Consider the following 26,012-nt stretch of genomic DNA (forward strand, 5'->3'; position numbering starts at 1 on the left):
CGTTGATGAGCTTGCAACAGCTGTACCTGGCCCTCTTGATCGGAGGCCTCGTGCTGCTCGCAAGCATCATCGGTACGCGCGTCGCGACGCGCGTGGGGTTCCCCAGCTTGCTGCTGTTCCTGTTGGTCGGCGTCGTTCTGGGCGAGGACGGACTGGGGCTGAACTTCGACAACGTCGAACTCGCCAGGAACATCTGTACCGCCGCGCTCGCGGTGATCCTCGTCGAGGGCGGTTTGACGACGCGGTACTCCGACATTCGCAAAGTGCTGGCGCCAGCAGCGTCGCTGGCCATCGTCGGCGTGCTGATCAGTACGGTGGTGACGGCGGTGGGTGCCCACGTGCTACTGCGCATGGATTGGCAGCTCGCCCTGTTGCTCGGGGCGATCGTGGCGCCGACCGACGCAGCAGCGGTGTTCTCGGTCCTGCGCGTGCTGCCGCTGCCCCGGCGTCTGGCGGGCCTGCTCGAGGCGGAATCCGGATTCAACGATGCCCCCGCGGTGATCCTCGTGCTCATGTTCAGCGTGGTGCCTTTCGTGCTGGAACCCGAGGGTGCGCTCACCGATCTGTTGTATGAGCTGGTGGTCGGTATCGCGCTCGGCCTGGCGGTAGGTCTTCTGGGTGCGATCGCTCTGCGCCGCATCGCGCTGCCCGCGTCAGGGCTGTACCCGATCGCGACGTTCGGGCTGGGACTCGTCGCGTTCGCCGCCAGCGGCAGCGCTCACGCCAGCGGGTTCATCGCGGCCTATCTCGCCGCGGTCGTGCTCGCCAATTCAGGATTGCCGCACAGGTCGGCGACCCGGTCGTTCGCCGAGGGGCTCGGCTGGCTGGCTCAGATCGGCCTGTTCGTGCTTCTCGGGCTGCTGGTCAACCCGCATGAACTGGCACCCGACGTGATCCCGGCCATCATCATCGGCCTCGTCCTGCTACTGGTCGCCCGTCCGATCTCTGTACTGGGATCGCTGATCGGGTTCCGTATCCCCGTGCGCGAGCAGCTGTTTCTGTCATGGGCAGGGCTACGCGGCGCGATCCCGATCGTGCTGGCCACCTTTCCGATCGTGGTAGGCGTGACGGACAGCCACCGCCTGCTCAATATCGTGTTCGTGCTGGTGGTGATCTTCACCCTGGTCCAGGGCCCCAGCCTGCGTTTCGTCGCGCAGCGGCTGGGCCTGGTGACCCCCGAAGCCGCTCGGGAGATCCAGGTCGAAGCAGCGCCGCTGGATGTCCTCGACGCCGAGCTGCTCACCATGACAGTGCAGCCGGCGTCGCGTCTGCAGAACGTCACGATCCTCGAACTGCGGCTGCCGCACCCCGCGGTCATCACGTTGATCATCCGGGACGGGCACACCTTCGTTCCGCTGCCCGATACGCGCATCGAGGTCGGCGACGAGCTCCTCATCGTCACCACGAGCAAGGTCCGGCCCACCACCGAAGCGCGGCTGCGGGCCGTCAGTCGCCGAGGCAAGCTGGCGTACTGGTTCGACGAATACGGTCAGCTGGACTGAGCGCGTGGCGCCGGCGAGGCGTCAGACGCGTTGCTTGATGTGGCGCGACGCCCATTGTGCACCGAGCTGTATCAAGCCGGACTGCTGATAGCGGACATGTGCGTCGAAATCCCGGCCGAGCGAGCAGACGGGGTCGTTGGTGTTGCACAAGTCGGCGGTTCTGGCGCCGAAGTCGGGGCTCATCCGTGTCAGCGGCTGGCCGAGACGCGCCGACGGATTACCGAAGACCACGATTGAGGCGATCCGCGGGACGACGGCGGCCGGCAGCGGCGCGGAGTAGCCCAAACCACCGACGGGGGAGGTGGCGACGACATCGACGACAGCCGCGCCCTGCGAGTAGCCGCCGAGCACGATCTGCGTCTTCGGGCATCTTGACGCGGTGTTCTGCGCGCGGTTGCTCATGTCGGTAGCACCGGCCGCGGCCTTGAGAAAATCCCACGATGCGGGGTACTGGACCGCGTAGCTGCTGAGCGTCGATCCCTTCACCATGGGACGCAGCGCGTCCACGAAAGCCTGCCCGACGGCACCGATGCCCGGTGGCTCATCGGTGCCCCGCGCGAAAATGACCTCGACGTCGGAGCACTTCGGGGCCGCGGAGGCCGTCGGTGTCGGGACCGTGGCGGCGACTGTGGTCATCACGACGACAGCGAGCGCGCTGTGCGTTCCCGTTCGCAAGCGGCGACGATGTCGAGGGGTCGTGCCGACAGGCATGATTCTCCTCGACGTGTTCCGGATCGGCGCCCTGCAGATCTTTTCCCGATAACCACTTTTACCACTCTGTCAACAGGCTGGCGTCAGCGCCGCGACTCACTTAGGCCTGCCGACAGCAATTCGGCCAGGTGCAGCCCGTGGGTCTGGGCCAGGTCGTGCAGTTGGGTGCGGCACGAATAGCCGTCGGCCAGCACCACAGTGCCGGGCTCCGCCTCGCGCACGGCCGGTAGCAGCTGCTGTTCGGCGACCGCGACAGACACCTCGTAGTGGCCTTTCTCCACGCCGAAATTGCCTGCCAGACCGCAACATCCACCCAATTTGCGGACCACCGCGCCGGCATCGCGCAGCAGCGCGGCGTCGGCACCCCACGTCATCACCGCGTGGTGATGGCAGTGTGGTTGGGCCACTGCCGAGATGTCGTCGAGTCGTGGTGGCTGCCAGGATCTTTCGGTGAGCAACTCGGCGAGCGTGCGGGTGGCGGCTGCGACCGGACCAGCCTTCTCGCCGAGCAGTTCGCCGGCGTCCGAACGGAGCACCGCTGTGCAGGACGGCTCCAGGCCGACGATCGGGACTCCGGCGCGGGCAGTCTCGGTCAGCTCGTCGATGGTGCGCCCCAGGATGCGTCTGGCGGCATCGAGCTGGCCGGTGCTGATCCAGGTCAGACCGCAGCACTGCGGCCGCCGCGTCAGCTGCACCCGCAGGCCCGCAGCTTCCAGCACCGCCACGGCTGCCTGGCCGACCTCGGGGGTGAAGTAGTCGGTGAACGTGTCGACGAACAACAGCACCGGATCACCAGTCGCCGGCTGGGTGTGCGTGCGGCCGAACCAATGCCGGAAGGTCCGGGGAGCAAACCGTGGGATGGTGCGGCGTTGGTCGATGCCTGCGACGTGCCGTGCCAGCCGGTCCACGCCCGGCAGCCGGGCAGCGGCGTTGACCAGACCGGGAGCTGTGCCGGCCAGCCGTGCCCAGCGTGGCAGCCAGCCGAGTGAGTAGTGCGTGACCGGGCGCAGCTGCCGACGGTAACTCTGATGCAGCACTTCGGATTTGAACATCGGCATGTCGATCCCGGTCGGGCAGTCCGAGGTGCAGCCCTTGCAGGACAAGCACAAATCGAGCGCCTCGTGCACCTCCGGCGCCCGCCAGCCACCGGTGACCGCGGTGCCGTTGATCATCTCCTGCAGCACCCGCGCGCGGCCCCGCGTGGAGTCTTTCTCATCGTGCGTCGCCAGATACGACGGGCACATCACCCCGCCGGTCGCGCGGGTGTCGGCACGGCATTTGGCGACTCCGGTGCAACGATGCACAGCCTGACTGAAGTCCCCGCCGTCTTGGCGGTAGGCGAAGGCCAGGTCACGCCGCAGCGCAGGTGCCGCGGGAACCCGCAGATCCGCGTCGAGTGGGCGGGGGTCGACGATCACCCCCGGGTTGAGTACGTTGCCCGGGTCGAAGATGTGTTTGACCGCCGCGAAAGCGTCGAGCGCGGCGGGCGAGTACATCATGGCGAGCAGTTCGCTGCGGGCCCGGCCATCGCCGTGTTCCCCAGACAGCGAACCGTGGTATCCGACCACAAGATGCGTTGCAGCGGTGATGAATTCGCGGAAGATTGCGACGCCGCCGAACCGCTCGAGCGGCCAGTCGATTCGGATGTGCAGGCAGCCGTCACCGAAATGCCCGTACGGCAGCCCGGTGACGCCGAATTCGGCCATCAGCGCATCGAATTCGCGTAAATAGGCACCGAGCCGGTGCGGCGGCACCGCGGCGTCCTCCCAGCCCGCGTGGGCGGGCCGGCCGGCCGGGCTGCGCGACGACAGCCCGGCCCCGTCGGCACGAATGCGCCACAGCGCGGCCTTGTCGGCGGCATCGGTGACGACGCGGGCGGCCACGGCATCGCATTCCGTGGACACCCGCGCGGCCCGGTCGAGCACATCGTCGAGATCGTCGCCGGCTATCTCGACGAACAGCCAGGCCCGTCCTCGCGGCAGCGGCGGCACGGCGCTCGGTCCGCGGCGCTGGGTCACCACGTCGACGATGCGTGAATCGAGGCCCTCGCACGCCGTGGGTGAGAAGGCCAGCACACCGGGCGCCGCGTCACCGGCAGCGACGATGTCGTCGTAACCGAGCACAACCAACACCGCGTGGACCGGATCAGTCACGAGCCGCACCGTGGCCTCGGTCAGGACCGCGAGTGTGCCCTCCGAGCCGGCCATCATCCGGGTGACGTCGAAACCACGTTCGGGCGCCAGGTGCTCGAGCGCATAGCCGGACACCTGACGTCCGAAGGTGCCCAGCTCGGTGCGGATGGTGCTCAGATGTGCGGCGGCGACCTCGCGCAGCGCCTGCATGATCGGGCCGTGATCGTCGGCGGCCGTGTCCAACCGCGCGCCGGAGCCGGTATAGCCGCGGACCCCGAGCAGGTTGTCGGACGTCCGGCCGTAGCCCAATGCCCGTGACCCGCAGGCGTTGTTGCCGACCATGCCACCGATCGTGGCGCGGTTGAACGAAGACGGGTCGGGGCCGTACCGCAGACCGACAGCGGCGGCTCGACGCTGCAGATCGGCCTGGACGACCCCGGGCTGCACCACCGCGGTGCGGGATTCGACGTCGATGCCGAACACCTGGTTCATGTGCCGGCTGAAGTCCACGACCACACCGGAGCCGATGGCATTGCCTGCGATCGAAGTTCCCCCGCCACGGGAGGTCAGCGGGACGCCTTCGCGGCGACAAACGGTCAAGACCGCGTCCACCTCAGCGTCGTCGTACGGCCGTACCACCAGCAAGGGCAGCACACGATACAGCGACGCATCAGAGGTGTACAACGCGCGGGTGGTGTCGTCGGCGGCGACATCGCGCACGCCGGCGCGGCCCAGTGCTGAGGCCAGCCCGGCTGCGTCGATCACGGTTCGCACGCTACCGAAATACGACTGGTGCGGCTTCCGCGCATTGGTGCGGCGCCACGAGGAGCGTCAGGTCCGGCAGGTCGCACAACAGCAGCCACATCCGTGAACGACCGCATATGCGCCGCGGGTGTGTTTTGATCGGCGGATGAGCCACCGGGGGTTGACGCAGCTGATACGCCGAATGGTGCTGACCGCCATGCTGATCGTGGCGCTCGTCGGCGCCGGTCCGGTCCACCCGGCAACCGCCGACCCGTGCGCCGACGTCGATGTGGTGTTCGCGAGGGGTACGGGTGAGCCGCCCGGTATCGGCCGGGTGGGGCAGGCGTTCGTCGACGCGCTGGTGCCACAACTGGGCGGACGTTCCGTGAGTACCTACGGCGTGAACTATCCCGCCAGCATCAACTTCCTCACCACGGCTGACGGCGCCAACGACGCGGCCGCGCACATCGCCTGGATGGTAGGGCAGTGCCCGGGGACCCAATTGGTGTTGGGCGGGTTCTCCCAGGGTGCGGCGGTCGTGTCGATGCTGGCGGGCGTGCCGCCGTTGGGCAACACCATCGGTTCGTTCGGGTCGGCCCCGCCGCTGCCGCCGCCGAGCGCCGACCAGATCCGGGCGGTCGCGGTGTTCGGCAATCCCGGTCAGCGTTTCGGCACGCCGCTGTCGAGCACCGGACTGTTCGCGGGCCGTGCCATCGACCAGTGCAGCCCGGGTGACCCGATTTGTGTCCAGCGCGGCCGGGACCGCGCGGCACACAGCAACTACGAACTGCCGCCCTACAGCGACCGGGCGGCGAATTTCGTCGCCGGTCGCCTCTGACGTTTCGGGGAGCTAACAATCGGGTCCTAACTCGGCTTCGACCCCTCCCACGTCGCCCCCGCGCGTGGTGTCGTGGACCGTGATGGTGCGTTCTTTGTTGTCGATGCGCGGGTTGCCCGTACCTCAGCTGGTCGTTGCCACAGCGTTGGGTACGGCGCTGCTGGCGGCTTCCTTGGCGCCCGCATCAGCAGGTCCGGCCACCGACGCCCAGGGGTTCGTCGATTCCACCGCGCGGTGCGGGACCGTCGACGCGACGGTGCTCTACGGCAGCACCGACGCCTCGCGGGTGGCGATCTGCAAGACCGGCAACACCTACGAGTACCGCGGTGTGCGCGTGCGGGACGGGGCCAAACTGGTCGTGGCAGCCACACCGTCCGGCGATGGCTTCCGCGCGGAATCCAGCGGTTTCACCTACGTGGTGACGGCAAAGTCGTTGGTGGTCAGCCAGGGGAACACGACGATCCGCGAGGAAACCATGGTCGATTTCCATCGACCGGGTACCTCGACGCCGCAAGGGGCGCCTCAGGGGAGTCCGGCGCCGGAGAGCGCACCGACAGCGCAGAACGTCCCGCAGCCGCTGGAATCAGCAACACCGTCAACACCGCTGCCCCCACCGTTGCCCGCCGAGGTGGGCGCGAAACGGTAGCGGGCAACCCCGTATTCGGTGCCGATGCGCAGAAGCGGAAGTATCTGCCGGCCATGGCCGACGGGTCAATCCTGCAAGACGGCGTAGGTCTGCAGATACGCGGTCAGCGCGCGGGCGCCTTCGGCAAGCACAGAGCGGTCCCCCTCCGGCCCGGCCCGGTGGGCGACTTCGAGTAGACGGTCACCCATCTCCACCGCCACCGCGGTTACCAGCGGATCGGTGTCTGGCCGCACCAACTGCCACGCCAGCAGTGCTGAGTGGAGGGCATTGGCGAACTTTGCGCGGCGCAGCCTCGGGTCGGCCAGCAGGCCACGCGCCAGGCTGTTGTAGTGCAGCGTCACCAACTGTGGACGGGCGTGCAGGTGTTGGTAGTGAAAGTCGAAGAGCGTATGGGCAACCTCGCTCAGGCTGCTCGGCGCCATCGCACCCAGCATGGCAGCGCCGTCGGCATCGCGCTGATCGAGATGCTCCAACAGGATCTCCGACAGGATGGCGTCCCGGTTCGGGAAGAACTGGTACACCGTCGCTACCGGTACATCGGCGCGTTCGGCGATCGCCCGGGTGGTCACCGCGTCGGCGCCGTGAGCCTCCAGCAGCTCCATCGCGGCGGCGAGGATTCGCTGGACCCGTCGCTTGCTGCGTTCCTGCACCGGCTGGCGGCGACGTAACCCGGTTTGGGTGACCACCTAGGCATAGTCCCACACTGATAACATGAACGGGGTTCATGTTAATGTTGGCTCGACGATCGGCCGATCATCCGGTTCGAGGGGTGCTGGATGATGACCGGTCCGCGTCCGGTCGCTAACCCAGGGACTTGTGCAGCTCCAGGGTCGCAGCGACGGCGTCGGCCGCCTCGGCCCCCTTCTTGACGAAATGCTCGGTGAAGTAGCGGACGTGTTCGTCGTGCTCGTGGAAATGGTGCGGCGTCAGCACCACCGAGAACACCGGGACATCGGTATCGAGCTGGACTCGCATCAGGCCGTCGACGACGGCCGTCGCAACGAATTCGTGCCGGTATATGCCGCCGTCGATCACCAGCGCCGCGGCGACCACCGCCCGGTACCGGCCGCTGCGCGCCAATCGCTTCGCCGTCAGCGGGATTTCGAACGCGCCGGGTACCTCGAAGAATTCGAGGTGGTCATCACTGAAGCCGACTGTCCGGATCCGCTCGGTGAAACCTTCACGCGCACGGTCGACGATATTGCGGTGCCAGGCGGCCTGCACGAACGCGATCTGGGTGGCTGCGTCAGTCATGCCGTGACGGTACCGCAGTACCAATCGCCACCGAGGTACGCGTCGACGCGTTCGCGCTCGTCCAGGTGACCGGCCCGTCACCGCGGCGGCCCCCATACGTAGGCTGGAGGTCATCGGCTGCTGTTGGTCAGTGCTGCCCGGCATGCTGCGACTGAACGCAATGAGATGTGGAGCAAGTTCGTGCCCCTGAACACCATCGCGCTGGAACTCGTCCCGCCGAACCTGGAACGCGGCGTGCAGTACCCCGTCGACGAAGCGCACAAAGTGCTCGCGCTGGCTGCCGAGACCGGGATCGAAGGCCGGATCCGCCACGTCATGATCCCGGGGATGATCGACGAGGACGACGACCGTCCGGTCGAGATGAAGCCGCGGATGGATGTCCTGGACTACTGGAACATCCTGCGGCCCGAGCTGCCCGGCATGGGTGGTCTGTGCACGCAGGTCACCTCGTTTTTGGACGAGGCGGCACTGGGCCGGCGGCTGGCCGATCTGAGCGCGGCCGGTTTCGACGGCATCGCCTTCGTCGGCGTACCGAGGACGATGAAGGACGGCGAGGGTGAGGGCGTCGCGCCCACCGACGCGCTGTCGATCTATGAGCAGCTGGTGCCCAATCGGGGAGCCATCCTCATCCCGACCCGCGACGGCGAGCAGGGCCGGTTCAAGTTCAAATGCGAGCGGGGCGCGACGTACGGCATGACGCAGCTGCTGTACTCCGACACCATCGTCGGATTCCTCAAGGAATTCGCCGAGACCACCGACCACCGACCCGAGATCATGCTGTCATTCGGCTTCGTACCGAAGATGGAGTCCAAGGTCGGTCTGATCAACTGGCTGATCCAGGACCCGGGCAACGAGGCTGTTGCCGCCGAGCAGGAATTCCTCGGCCAGCTCGCGGATCGTGACCCGGACGACAAACGCAAGCTGATGCTGGACCTGTACAAGCGGGTGATCGACGGGGTGGCCGACCTCGGCTTCCCGCTGAGCATTCACTTCGAGGCGGCCTACGGAGTGTCCAAGCCTGCGTTCGCAACATTCGCCGAGATGCTCGCCTACTGGGCGCCGGATCGCGCCTGACCCCGCTCAGCTCAAGACTGTGGCGCGGCGCGGACCACCCGTGACAGGTAACCGCGTACCAGCGCGCGCATGCGCACGGCGGAGTCGTCCGCGAGTTCTTTTGTCCGCAAACGTAATTCATCCTGGGTCAGACCGACCGCCGCGGCGGCGGCTCCGTCCTGGTCTTCGCCCATCCAGACCTCCAGCAACGCCGGATCGAGTTCGGGGTGGAACTGCAGGGCCAGCGTGCGGCCCAGCACGAACGCCTGCGGCGCGTTGCTGTTACGGGCGATTTCGGTGGCGCCGGGTGGCGTCGTCCAGCGATCGAAATGCCACTGGAACCACGGGCCTGGCGGGATCAGTTGCGGATCGTCTGTGCTGATGTCGTACCAGCCGACCTCGGGTGAACTGGACTTGCCGACGGACCCGCCGAAGGTCTGCGCGAGCAATTGGCCGCCGAAGCACACGCCCAACAGACCAACACCGGCGTCGGCCGCCTCACGTAGCCGGGCCATCTGAGTGCCGACCCAGGTGTCACGCAGGGCGTCGTCGTACACCCCCCAGCGCCCGCCCATCGTGACCACCACGTCGTAACGGGTCAAGTCGGGAAAGTCCACCTCGATGGCTGGGTTTTCCAGTTGATCGCGCGAAACCACGGCGAAGGTGTCGACGTCGAATCCATTTTCGGCGAAGGCCTCACTCAGCGTCGTCCCGGGCTCGGCGGGGTCGTTGCGGATGAACAGTACTTTTGCCACGCCTCATGGTAGTTCCCGAACCGATCACAATCGGGAACTGGGTCTGCGACGGCCTACTTCGTGTAGTCGGCCATGGGAGCCGTCATCCGGATGGTGTCGGAGCTTTTGCCACCTGTTTTTCGACGGTCGGCGCCAGAGGCGGATACGCCCGCAGTCCGGAACCCGCCGATCAATCGCAGCCACGCTGATCGCATCGTGACCGGTGATGGGACGTCGCTACCCTTGTCGGGTGTCCGAACCATCAGTCGCCGAGCTGCGCTCCCGCCTCGACGACCTGACGATCCGTGACGCCGCCCGCCTGGGCCGACGGTTGCGGAATCTTCGTGACGCCAGTGTCCCGACGAACCTCATAGAACAATTCCGCGCGGCGGAGGCCCTGGTGCTCACGCGCCAGGCCGCCGTCCCGTCCATCACCTACCCGGATCTACCGGTCACGCAGCGGCGCGACGAGATCGCCAAGGCCATAAGCGAAAACCAGGTGGTGATCGTCGCGGGCGCCACCGGCTCGGGTAAGACGACGCAGCTGCCCAAGATCTGCCTGGAACTCGGGCGCGGCATCCGCGGCACCATCGGTCACACGCAGCCGCGTCGACTGGCCGCGCGGACCGTCGCCCAGCGCATCGCCGACGAGTTGGCGACCCCGCTTGGTGAGGCGGTCGGCTATACCGTGCGGTTCACCGATCAGGCCAGCGACGCAACATTGGTCAAACTGATGACCGACGGCATTCTGCTCGCGGAGATTCAACGAGACCGCCGGCTGCTGCGTTACGACACGCTCATCCTCGACGAAGCCCACGAACGCAGCCTCAACATCGACTTCCTGCTCGGCTATCTGCGAGAGCTGTTGCCGCGGCGGCCCGATCTGAAGGTGATCGTCACCTCGGCGACGATTGAGCCGGAGCGCTTTGCGAGGCACTTCGGCGGTGCCGAACATGGATATAGCGGCGGCGCCGAACATGGATATAGCGGCGGCGCACCGATTGTCGAGGTGTCGGGCCGGACGTATCCGGTCGAGATCCGGTACCGGCCGCTGGAAGTGCCTGTGACGCTCGGTGATTCAGAATCAGACTCGGCCGACCCCGACGATCCCGATCACGAGATCGTGCGTACCGAAATCAGGGATCCGGTCGAAGCCATCATCGATGCGGTCGCCGAGTTGGAAGCCGAGCCACCCGGTGACGTGCTGGTCTTCCTGTCTGGCGAGCGTGAAATCCGGGACGCCGCCGATGCCCTGCGTACGGTGGTCGGCCAGAACACCGAGGTGTTGCCGCTGTATGCGCGGCTGTCGACCGCCGACCAGCAGAAAGTGTTCCAGCCCAGCCGGGCGTTGCGCCGAATTGTGCTGGCCACCAACGTCGCCGAGACTTCGCTGACGGTTCCGGGGATCCGCTACGTCGTCGACCCCGGTACGGCCCGCATCTCCCGCTACAGCCGCCGTACCAAGGTGCAGCGCCTGCCGATCGAACCGATCTCGCAGGCTTCGGCTGCGCAGCGCGCCGGCCGGTCGGGCCGCACCGCACCCGGTATCTGCATCCGGTTGTACTCCCAGGAAGACTTCGAATCCCGGCCCCGCTACACCGATCCGGAGATCCTGCGCACCAACCTAGCCGCGGTCATCCTGCAGATGGCGGCCCTGGGACTCGGTGACCTGGAGGGTCCCGCGCAGTTCCCCTTCCTGGATCCGCCGGATCCGCGCAGCATCCGCGACGGTGTCGGCCTGCTACAGGAACTCGGTGCGTTCAGCGCCGACGGTGGGCTGACCGATATCGGCCGTCGGCTGTCCCGTTTGCCGCTGGACCCCCGGATCGGCCGGATGATCCTCGCCTCCGAGGCCGAAGGTTGCGTGGCCGAGGTGCTGGTGCTGGCAGCCGCGCTGTCGATCCCGGACCCGCGCGAACGTCCCGCCGACCGCGAGGAGGCCGCGCGGCAGAAACACGCCCGGTTCGCCGATGAGCACTCCGATTTCGTGTCCTACCTGAATCTGTGGAGGTATCTGCGAGAGCAACGAAATGAGCTGTCCGGCAATGCCTTCCGACGGATGTGTCGCGAGGAGTTCCTGCACTACCTGCGGATCCGGGAGTGGCAGGATCTGGTGGGGCAGTTGCGCAGCATCGCCCGCGACATCGGAATTCGCGAGAGTGACGAGCCGGCCGACCCGTCGCGCATACATGCCGCGCTTGCGGCGGGTCTGCTGTCGCACGTCGGGATGCGTGAGGAGACCCGCGGACGCGATTCCCGGGAGTTCCTGGGGGCCCGCAACACCCGCTTCGTCCTGGCGCCGGGCTCGGTGCTGACCAAGAAGCCACCCCACTGGATCGTGGTGGCCGATCTGGTGGAGACCAGCAGGTTGTTCGGGCGCATCGCGGCCCGCATCGAGCCCGAGGCGATCGAACGCGTGGCGGGGCATCTGGTACAGCGCAGTTACAGCGAACCACACTGGGATGCCAAGCGCGGCACGGTGATGGCTTTCGAGCGCGTGACGCTCTACGGATTGCCGCTCGTGGCGCGCAGGCGTGTCGGCTATGCGCAGGTGGACCCGGAGTTGGCCCGGGAGCTGTTCATTCGGCACGCGCTCGTCGAGGGGGATTGGCAGACCCGGCACCACTTCTTCCGTGACAACGCGCGGTTGCGCGCAGAGCTGGAGGAGATGGAGGAGCGGGCCCGCCGTCGTGATCTGATCGTCGGCGACGACGATATCTTCGCGCTGTACGACGCCCGCGTTCCCGCGGATGTCATCTCGGCCCGCCACTTCGATGCCTGGTGGAAGAAACAGCGGCACCAGACCCCGAACCTACTTACCTTCACCCGCGCCGATCTGCTGCGTACCGACGCCGACGACGAACACCCTGACACCTGGCAAACCGATGATCTGACGCTGCCGCTCAGCTACCGCTTCGAACCCGGCGCAGCCGACGACGGTGTCACCGTGCATGTTCCGGTGGGAGTGCTGGCCCGCCTCGGTGGCGACGGATTCGCTTGGCAGGTACCCGCTTTGCGGGAGGAGCTGGTGACGGCGTTGATCAAGTCGCTGCCCAAGGACCTGCGGCGCAACTTCGTGCCGGCACCCGACACCGCGCGGGCCATCCTGCCCGATCTCGATCCGGCCGCCGGTTCACTGTTGGACGAGGTGCAACGCGAACTGCGGAGGCGCAGCGGCGTCCTGGTGCCGATCGACGCGTTCGATCTGGACAAGGTACCCGAGCATCTACGGGTGACCTTTTCCGTCGAATCCACCGACGGCACCGAGGTGGCCCGGGGTAAGGACATCGATGCGTTGCGTGAGCAGCTGGCGGTGCCAGTCGCCGCGGCGGTGGCCGACGCTCTCGGAGGAGGCCTGGAATGTAGCGGGTTACGCAGCTGGCCCGAGGATCTCGATGAACTGCCTCGCAGCGTCGAGAACGTCTCGGGCGGTCACACCGTGCGTGGCTACCCGGCGTTCGTGGACACCGGCAACGCCGTGGACATCCGGGTGTTCGCGGCCCAGGCCGAACAGACCGCGGCGATGGGCCCGGGTCTGCGTCGGCTGCTGCGGCTCACGGTGCCTTCACCGGTCAAGGCGATCGAACGCAGTCTGAACCCCCGCGTGCGCCTCACCCTCAACACCAACCCGGACGGCACCCTGGCCGCGCTGCTCGAGGACTGTGCCGATGCGGCGGCCGGTGTTCTGCTGAAGCGGACGGTGTGGACCAGGGCTGATTTCACCGCACTGGCGCAGCAAGCCGCCAAAGAACTGGGGCCGACCACCACGGCCGTGGTGAACCGGGTGCAGGCCGTGCTGACGGCGGCCCACGAGGTACATGTCGCGCTGCCGGACAAACCGCTGCCGGCGCAAGCCGACGCGGTGGCCGACATTCGCTCTCAACTGGACCGCTTGCTGCCCAAGGGGTTTGTGACCGCCGCGGGTGCGTCGCGGTTGGCCGACCTCGCCCGGTATGTCACCGCGATCAGTCGCCGGTTGGAGCGATTGCCGCAGGCCGTGGCTGCCGACCGCGAGCGGATGGCCAGAGTGCACGCTGTCGAGGACGCTTATGACGATGTGGTGCAGGCGCTTTCGCAGGCCCGCGCCGTCGATCCGAAAGTGAGCGAGATCGCGTGGCAGATCGAGGAATTCCGGGTGAGCCTGTGGGCTCAGCAGCTCGGGACCCCGCGCCCGGTCAGCGAGCAGCGTATCTACAAGGCGATCAACGCGATTCAGAACTGATGGGCCCCGTCCGGCCTTCTGCCGGCGCCTAGATCACCCCGCGAGCGACCGCAAATGCACGCAATTCACGGCGTGTCGGTGTACAGACACGGTCGCTCGCGGAGCAGGGGGGCGGGATGCAGATCGGCGTAGTGGCACGCCTGGTTCCCACCGGCGCGTTTGGCCGCATACATTGCCAGGTCGGCCGCGACGATGACATTGTCGAGGAATCGCGGATCAGGGGTTGTTCCGGCACCGTCGAGTGAGGCGCTGGCGCTGCCGATGCTGGCGGTCGTGGGGTAAGGGAGTGCCGCGGTCGCCCGGCGAATCCGCTCGGCAAGGTCGGCCGGCCGCGGTGTGCTGTGGATGTCGGCTACGACGAACTCCTCGCCCCCGAGCCGTCCGATCACCGCCGCCGACGGGCAGTTGTCCCGCAAGGCCGCCCCGACCCGGGCCAGCGCCCGGTCCCCGAGGGCATGCCCCCACGTGTCGTTGAGCAGTTTGAAGTTGTCCAAGTCGATCACGAGGACCACCAGATGTGACCCCACGGCCTGATGCCGAATCAGGCCGTGCGCCGAGCGGTAGAAGGCGCGTCGGGTGTGCAGGCCGGTGAGCGGATCGTGATCGGACACCGTGAGGTCCGAGCGCAGGGCGTGCACCAGGGACCGGATCCCGAACGGGACACCGGTATTGAGCACCACCACGGTCAGCACGGCGGCAGCCGCCAGGGCGATATCACCCGTGTCCTTGATGAGCCGGGACGCAAAAACGGCCGCGCACACTGCGCAGACCACGAGATTGCCGACGACGTAGCGCAAAGTGTGGAAGTACGCGATGAATCCGCCGAGCACTGCGAAGACCACACAACCCATGAGGGCCGAGTACGGATTGGACAGGGAGGCGCACCCGAGCGCGGTAACACCGCTCGCAGCCAGCAAAAACAGCGACGACTGCCTTCTGGTGGGCCAGTGCACCAGCCACACCAGGGCGCTGAGAAATCCGAGTGCTGCGGTGCCCACCGCAATCATTCTGGAGGCCAGATGGTCGGGACCGTTTGGGCTCCAGATCATCAACAGCGGAAGCGCCGCCAACACGGCGGTATACAGGGCCGTCACCCACTGCCAGCGGCGTCGTAGACCGCGGTCCCGGATGTAGGTGCTGAGCCAGTCGAACTGGTGAGTCTGTTGCGGTATCCCGCTCACCTCGCCGCCCCCCGATTTCCCAAACCTCCGCATAGTGCGGGAACTTACGACATCTGCGGGCCGATAGTAGCAATACCGCGCCGATCGCCAGCTAACGTTCTCCTGTGCGTTTTTGGTGCCGGAGTCGATCAACGAGCAACGACGGCTAGTGTCAGGGGGAGGGTGTCACCGCGACGTCGGTCCCAACGCCGTGCAGATCAGCCCGGCGGGATCGTAGTGAGACCGGACGGTATTCAGCCGATCCAGGTTGTGCCCGAAGTAGCGGGCCGCGGGCATGCCGGCCTCGACGTAGTTGACATATCCGCCGACCGAATTCGCTTGCACCGCGTGGTGCGCGTCGCGCAGCCAACCGGTGGCGGTCTCGACGGCGGCCGATGACGTCGGCTCGGTGTACCACTGCACGCAGGCGGCGTGGCGCCGCCACGGGAAGGCGGTGGCGTCGGGTGCCGTGTCGGTCACGGCGCCGTCGAGTGATTCGACGACAGCGGTCGCGGCCCCTGCGCCCTTGGTCCAGGCGGACAACGCGGCGACGATGGATTCGGCGGCGGCGTGGGTCATTTCCGCCGCGATGTCCGAGCCCGCGACGAAGGCCCGGGGCCTGGTGGCATCGCTGCCGCCCTCGAAGTAGTGGACGAAGTCCAGGTGGCCAAGGGTCTGGGTTCGGGTGCTCAGTGGGGCTGTGCCGATCGCGGCGGCCAGGGCAGACGCCGCTTGGTCGCCGGTCTGTGCGGGAGCCGCCAGCACGACACTGCATTGCAGGTCGGTGCCTGGGCCGGAGGTCAGGTTGACCATGCCCCAGATCTCCCGCGGTGCCGTGCCCAGCCAGTGGTGCCATCCGTAGAGCAGTTGTGCCGCAGCCGTTTCGGGGAACGTGAGGGTGACGACGTCGCGGTCGACGGTTGCGAAGGTATGGAATGTGAACGAGGTGACCACGCCGCACCCGCCTCCGCCGCCCCGCAGCGCCCAGAGCAAGTCTTCGTGGTCGTCCGATGACGCGGTGACCGTCTCGCCACTAGGCACGACGACGGTCGCCGAAACCAGGCTGTCGCACGTCAGTCCGTAGCGCCGGGCATCGGAACCCAGGCCGCCGCCCAGCGTCAGGCCCGCGACACCGACGCTCGGGCAGCTTCCGGTGGGAATCGAGCAGCCGTGCTCGGCGAGTGCGCTCTGCACCGTGTCGAGATCGGTGGCGGCTGCAACCGTCACCAGGCCGGTGCCGTTGTCGTAGTCGATGGCGCGGGGCAGCCCGCGTAAGTCGATGACCATCGCGCCCGATGTCGCCGAGGCGCCGATGTAGGAGTGCCCGCCGCTACGGGGCGCAACCTTGATGGCGTGCTCGGCGGCGAATACGACGGCTTTCGACACGTCGCCGGACGAGTTGGCCACGACCACCGCGGCAGGTCTCGTGCCGTCGAACCGGCTGTTGAAAATGCTCTTGGCGGAAGGGAATTCCGCGTCATCCGGCAGGATGACCTTGCCGTCGAGCGAACCGGACAGGGCGACCCAGCCCGGTGGCCCGGCAGCCATCGTCGAGCCGGCCGGAGGAGGTGCGGGACTGTCCCGGCACGCTCCAAGTGCCCCGGCGGTCGCCAGTCCCAGTGCCCCGCGTAAGAAGGTCTGACGAGAGATCTGCGAGGTCATGGTGCCGACGGTCGGCGCGGTTACTGCGGGTATGCCGCAGGTACCTGCGCCACCGCCGCGGGCACCTGTGGGACCTGGGGTACCTGCGCCACGGCGCCGGGGACCTGTGCTGCCTGCGGTACCTGGGCCCCGGGCACCTGTCCCACGCCGGGTTGCTGCGCGAGCGCATCAGGTGCTGGTTCCGGCGCCGGGGTCGGTGGTGGGGCGCCGACCCCGAGGACCCGGAGCAGGTCAGGCTTCATCTGCTGCAGCTGGGCTCCCCAGTAACCCCAGCTGTGCGTGCCGTTGGGCGGGAAATTGAAGACTGCGTTGTGACCTCCGGCGGCCAGATAGCGCTTCTGGAACTCCTTGTTGGAATCCACGGTGATGTTCTCCAGGAACTGCGCGCTGTACATCTGGCCGAAGCTGCCACCGGCCGAATCCAGGTCGGAGGAGACGCCATTGCCGCAATACACCCAGATGGCGGTGTTGTTGGCGACCAGTCGGCCGACGTTGACCATGGGGTCGTTGCGCCGCCAGGCCGGGTCGTTGGACGTGCCCCACATGTCGGTGGAGTTGAATCCACCGGCATCCTTCATCGCGAATCCGATCATGGTGGGCCACAAGCCCTGTGACGGATTGAGGAAGCCGGACAGCGCGCCGGCGAAGATGAACTGGGCCGGGTGCCAGATGGCCAGGGTCAGTGCGGCGCCGCCTGACATCGACAGCCCGACGACGGCGTTGGCCGTCGGCCGGATGCTGCGGTTGGTGGCCAGCCACGCCGGTAGTTCCTGGGTGAGAAACGTCTCCCACTTGTACGTGGTGGTGCCTGCGCTGCCTGCCGCGGGCCGGTACCAGTCGGTGTAGAAGCTGGACTGCCCGCCAACCGGCATCACCAGTGCGAGACCCGACTGGTAGTACCACTCGAACGCGGCGGTGTTGATGTCCCAACCGTTCTCGTCGTCCTGAGCTCGCAGGCCGTCCAGAAGATACAGCGCCGGGGTGCCGCCGGCGGTGGCCGGCCCGTCGCCGGGCTGGAACGAGACCTTGATGTCGCGACCCATGGACGCGGACGGGACTTCGAGCTGCTCGACCGGAAGGCCTTTACGTGAGTAGGCCGTCGCGGTGGGCATACCAGCCACGCTCAACAGTGCCGACACCAACAATGTCGCGCTTGCGGTGGCCGTCAGCCGCCAGATCATCCGGCCCAGATACCTCCCCGTCACATTGGCAAGCTAACAATGCAGTCTGTGATGACCACGGGGCCGCGCCCGGCGTAACCCGGCCGTTATCAAGGTGATTCGATCCCGATGCCGAACAGACCGATGATCGTCTACTTTGCGATCTGGATGAAGCAGCGTCGCGCGCGATGAATCTCGCGCCTTATCCGAACGTCGCAGGGTCGGCCAGCGAGATGAGGATTTGGGACGGCGACTGTCCGCCCTGGCGCAGCTGATAGACCCCGCCCGCCAGGGCCCGGCGGGCCGGCTTGGTCGGCACCAGATGCGGGAAGTCGTAGGTGGTCAGGGTCAGCCGCAACCGATGTCCGGCCTCGATCAGGGCAGCAGTGGGAAACACCTCGATGTCGTAGCGCGTCAGCTGCCCCGGCACCACCGGAACGACGGCCGCGCGCGTGCTGATGTGATGCGGCCGCAGCACCGTGCCGTCGTCCAGGTACCACGTCTTGTCGGCATCCAGGGTGCGGTGCGAACCGAGCAGGGCGCCCTGGGTCAGGGGACGGCTCATGCCTTCGGGGGACACGTCGTCCAGATGAGCCACCCACAACGTCTCCGTCGTGCTGGCGCGCGCGTACACGGCGAGCGCGACCGGGCCCGCCACCAACTGCGGCGTGTCGAATGCTGCGGTGGTATAGGTCAGGGCTTCCCGCTGAACCTTGCTGTTGTCCAGGTCGTAGCGGATGCGGCGGCCGGCCTGCGACACCACGAAGCTGCCCATCCCGAAACTCCACTGTTCCAGGCTGCGTCCCGAGATCGGCCCACGTGTGGCGTACCGGAGCATCGCCTCGGTCACGTCAGGCTCGGCGTCGGTGCACAGTACGCCGCCGTCGGACAGGAAGAACCGCGTGGGCGTGGCCTCGGGGAACGGGTATTCGCTGGTGTGAAACCACTGAGAGCTGCCGATGGCCTGGAAGCGCACCGGGGTACCCGTCACCGCGGCGTCCTCGGAGTCTTTCAGCCAACGGTCGAACCACCGCAGTTGCAGGGCGCGCAGGTGCAGGCCGTCCAGATCCGAAACGTGGTACCAGGGACCCATCATCAGTTGGATGCGCTCCGACGTCGGCTGGCCCGGCTGCATCGGCGCATCGGCGGGCCGGCCCGCGAAGGTGTTCTGCAAGGCGGCGTAGTTGAGCGGCGCCCCGCGCTGGAAAGCGTCGTGCCACCCGCCGATGAGGAACACCGCGACGTCGTTGTCGACGATGTTCGGCAACACGTCGCTGGCGCGCATACTGTCCCAGAACGGGCCGTCGAATGCGTTGTCCCCGCCGGCCGTCGCATCGGCGATCATGGTCTTGAAGTACTGCCGCTGGTCGTGTCCGCGCTGGCGTACCCCGGCCAGCCCGCCGGCCCGCGGACGCTCGTGGGGACCACGGTTAGTGAACTCCAGCGTCGAATTGACCACGTTCAGAAGCGAATACACGGCACCGTAGGCCCGGACAGTGCGCATGTGCGGGACGCCGCCCATGGTGACCACATCGCGGTAGAAGTCGTTGGCGGCCATCACCGGAAAGATCGCTCTGAGCGGTGAGCCCCGGCCGACGGCGGCTGCGGTCAACAGCTGGTTGACCGCCAGATAGGAGATACCGAACATGCCGACCCGTCCGTTGGAATTCGGCAGCTGTGCGGCCCAGTCGACCAGGTCGACGCCGTCGGTGACCTGCTCGGCCCCCAGCATCTCGAACGATCCGCCGGAAACCCCGGTACCGCGGACATCGGCTATCACCTCGATGTAGCCGCGTCTGATCAGATACGGGGTTGCCCCGCCGCCGATCTGCGCGGCCGGAGGCGGAGCCTTCTTGCCGTAGGGCGTGATGGACAGCAGCACCGGGAACGGTCCCGGTGCCGGCTCGCCAGTCTCGGGAATGGTCGGGTAGTGAATGTCAGCCCGCAGCACAGTGCCGTCGCGTACCGGGACCGCGACGTTGTGGTGCACACCGATACCGAACCGCGCGGGTTCGGGTGTCCACGGTGGTTCCAGTGGTGACGGGCTTGTCTTCCGCGTCCGTGCCGCTGCCCAGCCGGCTATTGCCTTTTCTCGCACGGCCTGCAACCGGTTCGCCATGAAGCCCCCTTGACGACGTGTCGGTGATCAGCTCGACCGTAGACGAGGACGTGACGTCCCGCTTTTGCCAACAATCCCCACTGTGCAAAGCACCAGTGCTTAACTCTTCGGGCGCTACGACCACTACAGTCTGTGGTCAACGTCGATGCGCTGGGCCCACCGGGCATCGACGCGTCTCCTGGAATAGTGGGCGTGGGTTTGGAGGTTGCGCACAGACGTGACCGTCACCTCATCTAAACCGCCGTTCGATCCGCGCGATCTGCTCGCCGAGGTCCGCCTCGGGATACTCGCCACCCTTAAGGCCAGCGGTATGCCACAGCTGTCCCCGGTGACGCAGTCGTATGTCCGGTCCGCCGACATCATCCAGGTGTCGATGACCGACGGCCGCGCCAAGACGCTCAATCTTCGGCGCGACCCCCGTGCCGCGATCGAGGTGACCAGGTCGGACGGCTGGGCGTGGGCCACCGCCGAAGGGCCGGTGACACTCATCGGTCCGGGTACCGATCCGCACGGTCCCGAGGTGGAGGCGCTCGTCGACTACTACCGCAACGCCGCCGGTGAGCATCCCGACTGGGATGAGTACCGGGCGGTCATGGTGTCCGATCGGCGGGTGCTGATGACCATGACCGTCGAGCGGGTCTACGGCCAGCAGCTGCGCTGACTCAGCCCTGCGGGATCTCGGCGGCGATGCGGTCCAGCACGGCCGGATAGCGGTTGGCCTCCTGATGGCCGCCGGGCTTGCCGCTGCTGACGATCGCCGCGGACAGTCCACGCGCCGGGTCAGCCCACACCGCGATATCGACGAGGCCCGTGTGCCCGAACGCCGAGGGCGTGTTCTTCCCGAACGGCCCGAAGCGTTTCCCGCCGAGCATGTAGCCGGTGCCCCAGCGCATCGGCTTGAGCCCGGTTGCAACGTCCGGCCGCATCCGCCGGGCCGGTTTGGTTGCCGTCCACAGTGTTTCGGGCCGCATGATCCGTACCCCGTCGAGTTCCCCTCCGCGACGCAAGATCTCGGCAAAGCGGGAGAGTTCGTCGGCGTTCGAGACGGTGCTCGACGAGGGCACGACGCTGGTAAGGAACAGTGGGGTGTTGCTGAGCGGGATGATCCGGTCCAGGGTGCCGCCCACGGCGGCCCGGAACGCCGCGGCGATCGGAGGCGGCAGCGGCTTGCCGGTGGGGTAGCTCGGCGCTACCAGCGAAACCTCTTCGGGCGCAACACCGTAATTGGTCCAGCGGAATCCGAGGGGATCGAGGATGTCCTCGGCCAGGATGTCGCGGATGTTACGGCCGGTGGCCGCCAGGACGATCTCACGAACCAGCGGACCCCATGTCAGCCCGTGGTAGATGTGCACGAGCCCGGGCCGATAGACCGGTTTGAGGTTCCCCAATTGCTCACGGGTGTACTCACTGTCGTTGACCCGGGTGACATCGGGACGCGGACCGGTGTGGATCGGCACCCCCGCACTGTGCGTGATGACGTGCCGGATGGTGGTGCGATCCTTGCCGTGACTGGTGTAGCTCGGAAGGTAGTCGCAGACGCGATCATCCAACGAGAAGCACCCGCGTTCGACGAGCATGTGCACGACTGTCGTGCTGATGGCCTTGGCCGCCGAATACACGCAGAACGGGGTATCGGTGCGAACCGGGATCTTCTCGGCTTCGGGCGGAGCGTCAGGACCGTTGCCCCAGCCGTGTCCGATCGCGCGGTTCAGGATCACTTTGCCGTTGCGACGCAAGCAGACCTGGATCGCCGGGTGCATCCCGGCGCGGTACCAATACTGCACCGACTGCCAGATCCGCTCGACTGCCTGCGGATCGATATCGGAGTGATCTTCTTCCGCGATGGCGGTGACTGAGTCCAGGTCGCAGGGGACTGCGATCCGGCCGTCTGCGCTCATGCGCGATCCGCTTTCGCTTCTCGCGGGCCAGTCATGCCCGGCTCCTGTGCAGCGACGCCGCCAAATGATGCTGCAACGGTTGACCAACGGCACCCATGCGCAACGTGTAGCTGAACTCGTCACCCGACACCTTGATCGAACGTGACAGTGCCGTAACGCCTTTGGCGCTCGCACTGAGACCGATGTTGGTTGCGGTCAGCTCCATCTCGATGGTGCCGTCGGCGGCTGTCAGCGACCCTTCCTGGATCTCGGTGATGCCGGTCGGGTGGGCGATAATCCACTCCACCCGACCGGGCGTCGGCACCCGGAGATATCCGGTTTCGGCATGTAGCGGGCGACTGTCCACACGTGACTTGGTGCGCTGACCATAGGTAAGGAACGGCTTCCCGACGTGGCCGAATATGACCTCTTCGACGTAGTCGAACGACTCGATGGTCGGGTATTCACCACAACCCTGCCCTGCCCAGGTGCCCAGCAGCGGAGCCAACGCCGCGACGTCGGGATGCAGATCAACCACGGTCGCCAGGGTACGGACCGCCGCAGCGCGGCGTCGGATCCGATCAGGCGTCGGGCGAACCCTGCGCAGCCCAGAGATCCGGGCCGAAGACTTCGTAGCGGATCCGGCTCGCCGGCACGCCACGCTCTAGCAGCGTCGTCCTGATGTACCGCATGAACGGTAGCGGACCGCAGGTGAACACCTGTATGTCGTCGGGCAGAGGCACGTCGGTCAAGTCCATGTACCCGTGCCGTGACCGGGTGTCACCGTCGTCGACGGTCTCGTACCACGCGTAGGCGGTGAAGTCGTCGAGCTCGCGGCCGAGGTGCAGCACAGTGTCCCGCAGCGCATGGTCCTGGGCGCGGCGGTCGGCGTGCGCGACGACCACCTTCCGCTGCGGCTGGGTACGGGCGATGTGCTCGACGATCGGCAGCACCGTGGTGATCCCCGCGCCGGCGCTGGCGAGCAGCAGTGGCCCGTCGGTGGGTGTCACGACGAAATCACCGGCAGGCGCGCTGATCTCCAAAACATCACCGACCTTCACCTGGTCGTGCAGGTAGCTGGAAACCCGACCGTCCGGTGCGCCGTTGACCCCGCGAACCCGTCGGATGGTGATCTGCAGACGGGTGTGAACAGCTGTGGACGACACCGTGTACTGACGAGGCTGGCGATCGCCGTTCGGCAGGTTGACGAACACCGACACGTACTGACCGGGGGCGATGTCCGGCAGTGGTTCGCCGTCGACCGGCTCCAGCACGAGGGAGATGACGTCGGCGGTCTCCTCGATCCGGCGGACCACCCGGTACTCGCGCGTCGGCTGGTTCGGGTCGACGCCGGCCTCCAGGTACAGCCGGGCCTCCTCGGCGACCAGTTGCAGGGCGAACAGCCAGTACACCTCGCTCCAGGCGGCAGCGATTTCCGGAGTGACGGCGTCGCCGAGCACCTCGCCGACAGCGGCGAGCAGATGTTCGCCGACGATCGTGTAGTGCTCGGGACGGATCCCCAGCGAGACGTGCTTGTAGGCGATCCGGCGCATGACATGGTCGAAGGATGGGGCATCGGGGTCGATCAGCTGCACGGCGTAGGCCACCACAGACCCGGCCAGTGCCTTACTCTGATCGCCGGTGGCCTGGTTGCCCTGGTTGAACAGCCGTAGCAGTTCGGGGTGGGCTTCGAACATGCGCGGATAGAAGCGCGCGGTGATCGCATCGGCATTCGCCGCGACGACGGAAGCGGTCGCCCGCACCACGTCGAGGCTGGCTGGTGACAGCAGCGAGGTAGGTGTCGTGGTGGTCACAAGAGGTCCCTTCGGGCTGGCGGGTGTCTGGCGAAAAGTTATCGGCGGCTAGGCCGGATGGATAGGGTCTTTTGGCCCACGGGCGACGGACCGTTCGCCTCTAGTGTGGAATTGCTGTTAATTGAGGCGAAGCCCTGGCCCGAGGCGTTGCGGATCCGGCTGCGCATCTCGGGCTGCGCCCGTCAATTTGCCACCTGAGGTGGCCGCCGTGAACGCACGGCAGGGTGGACGGGGCTTGCTCTACGCTCGTTGGCATGACCGATCACGACAAGGCCGCCGCGCGGCGTGAGATCGCTGACGCTCTGCTCAACGCACTCAACCGGCGGCACGAACTGCTGGATGTGATCGTGGAGGCTGACGACCGCAAGTCCGCCGTCGCCGCCGTCGCGACGTTGCTCAACACATCGTATGCCGCTGCCGACGCCGTAGTCGGGTTGTCCTTCGACCGGATCACCAAGGAATCGCGCCGGCAGATCGCCGCCGAACTCGACGATCTGAACAGTCGGTTGTCCTTCACGGCTCAGGAACGTCCTGCCAGCTCGGGTGAGACGCTTGTGCTGCGTGCGTTCTCGCCCGACTCCGACCGCGACATCTTTGCGGCGCGTACCGCCGACGTCGGCGCCTCCGGTGACGGGTCCGGCGCACCTGCCGCCGACATCGACGACGAGATCAGGTCTGCGTTGGTCCGCGTCGACGCCGACGAGGCCGCGTGGTTCGTCGCCATCGAGGGTGCGGACAAGGTGGGCATGGTCTTTGGTGAACTCGCAGGCGGCGAGGTCAACGTGCGGATCTGGATCCATCCCGCTTTCCGTAGGCGTGGATACGGTACTGCGGCGCTGCGTAAGTCGCGGTCAGAGATGGCCTCGTATTTCCCGGCTGTTCCGATGGTCGTCCGCGCACCGGGGGTTGTCCCGCCGGCCTGAGAAAGTTCCCGCCTGTCCACACTCCTGATCACTGCTTTCGCCGAAAAGTGGTGGATGTGTGCACAGAATTCCTTGGCAGGGAGCTCACAGCGGGGCACTATGGAGTCATGCTAACCATACGAAAACTCGCAGGAACAGTATTCGTAGCGGGAGCCGCAGCGGCCATTGCCGCCGCACCGACGGCCATGCTGCTCGCTGATGCGCCGGCCACGTTGACCGACCTGAGCGGAACGAATCAAGTAGTGCTAGCCGACCCGGTTGGCGGGGGTGACGCCGGTGGCGGTGGCGGTTGCGACAATGGCCCCGGTTGGCAGGGCTGCGGTGGTTGGAACCCTGCCCAGGGTGGCTGGGGCCACGGCTGTCTCAACGGCATGTGCGGAGGCTGGGACGGCCAGCGCGGGTGGGGTAACTAAACCCCACCCGGTGCCGGCGACGGGCTGACTGGCTTGTTGTCGGCTAACCGTTGGCTTTCAGCGCTCGGACAGCGGCGCCGAACATGACGTCTTTGATGGCACCGAGCGTGCCGCTGTCCTTACCGTGTAACGGGCGCAACAGATCGGCTGCTGCCACCGTGACCCCTCCCTCGGGTGCGGTGGCGTCCACCAGCCCGTGCGCCTGTGCGTCCAGGCCGCCGAAGCGTCGGCCAGTCGTCATCGACGCGACCGCGGCCTGTGGCGTGAGTTTGGCCTGGATCAGTGCTGCCATCCCCGGTGTGAACGGGATGCGAATGTCGACCTCGGGGAAACAGAAGAAGCCGCGGTCGGCGCGCATGACGCGGAAGTCGTGAGCGATCGCCAACATGGCCCCGGCGCCGAAGGCATGACCGACCACTGCGGCTGCGGTCGGCACCGGGAATGTCAGGAACCTGGCCAGCGTGTCCTGGACCCGCCCGACGTACCACGGGCCCTGATCACTGTGCGCCCCAAGCCAATCCAAGTCCAAGCCGTTGGAATAGAACTTGCTGTCGGCCGTGGTGACCAGGCCGTGCGCGCCCTTGGCGATCACGTGGTCGAGATTGGCGTCGACCTCATCGAGAAACTCGGGGGAGAACCGGTTCTCATCGTCCCCGAGGTCGAGGATCGCGATCTCTCCGTCGAAGTCCAGTGTCGTTGTCATGGTGCACCTTTCGTTGGGGCTGGGGGATTACCGGGCTGGAGTCATCGTTCGGCGGTCACCGGGCTGGGGCCGCTGGCGAGCACGGCCTCTACCGCCCCTCGGAGGTGTCGACGCGCCGTGGGATCGCCGAGTCGATCGCGCTGCAGCAGGATGGCGGTGGGCAGGTCGAGACCGGTGATCTCGTGTGGCGGAATGATCAGCACCATCCGGGCTGACGCCGGGCGGTCCTCGGCGAACATGGCAGGCGCCACAGTAACAGGGCATTTGCTCTGTATTGATGACATGTGCCGGTAGGGCCATGTTGACAGTAGGTAAGGCTACCCATACTTTGAGTGCGTATCGTGG

Annotated in this window: 22 protein-coding genes; 8 read left to right on the forward strand and 14 right to left on the reverse strand. The window is 66.8% G+C overall.

From position 1 onward, the window contains the following. Window positions 1–5: 5 nt before the first annotated feature. Window positions 6–1,502, forward strand: coding sequence for a potassium/proton antiporter (locus tag B133_RS0118350; protein ID WP_018603106.1), 1,497 nt, complete (start codon window positions 6–8; stop codon window positions 1,500–1,502). 21 nt (window positions 1,503–1,523) lie between these two features. On the opposite strand, the gene B133_RS0118355 is transcribed toward B133_RS0118350, so the two are convergent. Both B133_RS0118355 and B133_RS0118360 read right to left on the reverse strand, forming a co-directional pair. Beyond that, complete coding sequence (locus B133_RS0118355) at window positions 1,524–2,213, reverse strand: cutinase family protein (RefSeq protein ID WP_051088068.1); 690 nt, start codon at window positions 2,211–2,213, stop codon at window positions 1,524–1,526. Window positions 2,214–2,296: 83 nt separating this feature from the next. Next, the gene (locus tag B133_RS0118360) at window positions 2,297–5,119 is read right to left on the reverse strand and encodes an FAD-binding and (Fe-S)-binding domain-containing protein (protein ID WP_018603110.1); all 2,823 of its coding nucleotides are present in this window, start codon (window positions 5,117–5,119) and stop codon (window positions 2,297–2,299) included. A gap of 172 nt (window positions 5,120–5,291) precedes the next feature. Between B133_RS0118360 and B133_RS0118365 the strand changes: the two genes are divergently transcribed. Together B133_RS0118365 and B133_RS0118370 are read left to right on the forward strand one after the other, a co-directional pair. Continuing rightward, window positions 5,292–5,927 carry a cutinase family protein gene (locus tag B133_RS0118365; protein ID WP_018603111.1) on the forward strand — a complete coding sequence of 212 codons (636 nt, stop codon included), beginning with the start codon at window positions 5,292–5,294 and terminating at the stop codon, window positions 5,925–5,927. An 82-nt stretch (window positions 5,928–6,009) separates the two neighbouring features. Further along, window positions 6,010–6,573, forward strand: a complete 564-nt coding sequence (locus B133_RS0118370; RefSeq protein ID WP_081618300.1) for a hypothetical protein — start codon at window positions 6,010–6,012, stop codon at window positions 6,571–6,573. A gap of 65 nt (window positions 6,574–6,638) precedes the next feature. On the opposite strand, the gene B133_RS0118375 is transcribed toward B133_RS0118370, so the two are convergent. Then, window positions 6,639–7,259 carry a TetR/AcrR family transcriptional regulator gene (locus B133_RS0118375; RefSeq protein ID WP_026256598.1) on the reverse strand — a complete coding sequence of 207 codons (621 nt, stop codon included), beginning with the start codon at window positions 7,257–7,259 and terminating at the stop codon, window positions 6,639–6,641. 115 nt (window positions 7,260–7,374) lie between these two features. Then, window positions 7,375–7,827, reverse strand: a complete 453-nt coding sequence (locus B133_RS0118380) for a 6,7-dimethyl-8-ribityllumazine synthase (protein ID WP_018603115.1) — start codon at window positions 7,825–7,827, stop codon at window positions 7,375–7,377. A gap of 180 nt (window positions 7,828–8,007) precedes the next feature. Here B133_RS0118380 and B133_RS0118385 point away from each other — a divergent pair, with 180 nt between their 5' ends. Next, the gene (locus tag B133_RS0118385; protein ID WP_026256599.1) at window positions 8,008–8,901 is read left to right on the forward strand and encodes a mycobacterial-type methylenetetrahydrofolate reductase; all 894 of its coding nucleotides are present in this window, start codon (window positions 8,008–8,010) and stop codon (window positions 8,899–8,901) included. Between the two features lie 11 nt (window positions 8,902–8,912). On the opposite strand, the gene B133_RS0118390 is transcribed toward B133_RS0118385, so the two are convergent. Continuing rightward, a complete protein-coding gene (locus B133_RS0118390; protein ID WP_018603119.1) occupies window positions 8,913–9,635 on the reverse strand; it encodes a type 1 glutamine amidotransferase in 723 nt (240 codons plus the stop codon). Window positions 9,636–9,864: 229 nt separating this feature from the next. Between B133_RS0118390 and hrpA the strand changes: the two genes are divergently transcribed. After that, on the forward strand, window positions 9,865–13,836 hold the full coding sequence (gene hrpA, locus B133_RS0118395) for an ATP-dependent RNA helicase HrpA (protein ID WP_018603121.1): 3,972 nt from the start codon (window positions 9,865–9,867) through the stop codon (window positions 13,834–13,836). A gap of 65 nt (window positions 13,837–13,901) precedes the next feature. Here hrpA and B133_RS0118400 read toward each other — a convergent pair whose 3' ends face one another. From B133_RS0118400 to B133_RS0118415, 4 genes are all read right to left on the reverse strand, one after another. Continuing rightward, entirely contained in the window at window positions 13,902–15,017 is a 1,116-nt protein-coding gene (locus B133_RS0118400; protein ID WP_018603122.1) for a GGDEF domain-containing protein, read from the reverse strand. A gap of 165 nt (window positions 15,018–15,182) precedes the next feature. Continuing rightward, window positions 15,183–16,658: an FAD-binding oxidoreductase gene (locus B133_RS0118405; protein ID WP_026256600.1), complete on the reverse strand. Its 1,476-nt coding sequence runs from the start codon at window positions 16,656–16,658 to the stop codon at window positions 15,183–15,185. Between the two features lie 20 nt (window positions 16,659–16,678). Next, window positions 16,679–17,839, reverse strand: a complete 1,161-nt coding sequence (locus tag B133_RS0118410; RefSeq protein WP_018603126.1) for an esterase family protein — start codon at window positions 17,837–17,839, stop codon at window positions 16,679–16,681. 181 nt (window positions 17,840–18,020) lie between these two features. Beyond that, on the reverse strand, window positions 18,021–19,814 hold the full coding sequence (locus tag B133_RS0118415) for a CocE/NonD family hydrolase (RefSeq protein WP_026256601.1): 1,794 nt from the start codon (window positions 19,812–19,814) through the stop codon (window positions 18,021–18,023). Window positions 19,815–20,154: 340 nt separating this feature from the next. On the opposite strand from B133_RS0118415, the gene B133_RS0118420 reads away from it, so the two are divergent. Continuing rightward, entirely contained in the window at window positions 20,155–20,598 is a 444-nt protein-coding gene (locus tag B133_RS0118420) for a PPOX class F420-dependent oxidoreductase (RefSeq protein ID WP_018603129.1), read from the forward strand. A gap of 1 nt (window position 20,599) precedes the next feature. Here the strand turns inward: B133_RS0118420 and lipE are convergent, their stop codons facing one another. From lipE to B133_RS0118435, 3 genes are read right to left on the reverse strand one after another with little or no spacing between them, the layout of a single operon-like run. Next, window positions 20,600–21,835, reverse strand: coding sequence for a lipase LipE (gene lipE, locus B133_RS0118425; protein WP_018603130.1), 1,236 nt, complete (start codon window positions 21,833–21,835; stop codon window positions 20,600–20,602). Window positions 21,836–21,866: 31 nt separating this feature from the next. Beyond that, window positions 21,867–22,352, reverse strand: coding sequence for a peroxynitrite isomerase (locus B133_RS0118430; protein WP_018603131.1), 486 nt, complete (start codon window positions 22,350–22,352; stop codon window positions 21,867–21,869). A gap of 43 nt (window positions 22,353–22,395) precedes the next feature. Beyond that, on the reverse strand, window positions 22,396–23,628 hold the full coding sequence (locus B133_RS0118435; protein ID WP_018603132.1) for a globin domain-containing protein: 1,233 nt from the start codon (window positions 23,626–23,628) through the stop codon (window positions 22,396–22,398). A 254-nt stretch (window positions 23,629–23,882) separates the two neighbouring features. Between B133_RS0118435 and B133_RS0118445 the strand changes: the two genes are divergently transcribed. Both B133_RS0118445 and B133_RS23905 read left to right on the forward strand, forming a co-directional pair. Further along, window positions 23,883–24,551 (forward strand): GNAT family N-acetyltransferase, encoded by a 669-nt coding sequence (locus B133_RS0118445; protein ID WP_018603136.1) that lies wholly within the window; start codon window positions 23,883–23,885, stop codon window positions 24,549–24,551. Between the two features lie 107 nt (window positions 24,552–24,658). Next, window positions 24,659–24,964, forward strand: a complete 306-nt coding sequence (locus B133_RS23905; RefSeq protein WP_081618301.1) for a hypothetical protein — start codon at window positions 24,659–24,661, stop codon at window positions 24,962–24,964. A gap of 43 nt (window positions 24,965–25,007) precedes the next feature. Here B133_RS23905 and B133_RS0118450 read toward each other — a convergent pair whose 3' ends face one another. Together B133_RS0118450 and B133_RS0118455 are read right to left on the reverse strand one after the other, a co-directional pair. After that, window positions 25,008–25,667 carry an enoyl-CoA hydratase-related protein gene (locus B133_RS0118450; RefSeq protein ID WP_018603138.1) on the reverse strand — a complete coding sequence of 220 codons (660 nt, stop codon included), beginning with the start codon at window positions 25,665–25,667 and terminating at the stop codon, window positions 25,008–25,010. A 41-nt stretch (window positions 25,668–25,708) separates the two neighbouring features. Then, complete coding sequence (locus B133_RS0118455; protein ID WP_232423323.1) at window positions 25,709–25,918, reverse strand: hypothetical protein; 210 nt, start codon at window positions 25,916–25,918, stop codon at window positions 25,709–25,711. Between the last annotated feature and the right edge of the window lie 94 nt (window positions 25,919–26,012).

This window comes from Mycobacterium sp. 155 (assembly GCF_000373905.1).
Classification (GTDB): Bacteria; Actinomycetota; Actinomycetes; order Mycobacteriales; family Mycobacteriaceae; genus Mycobacterium.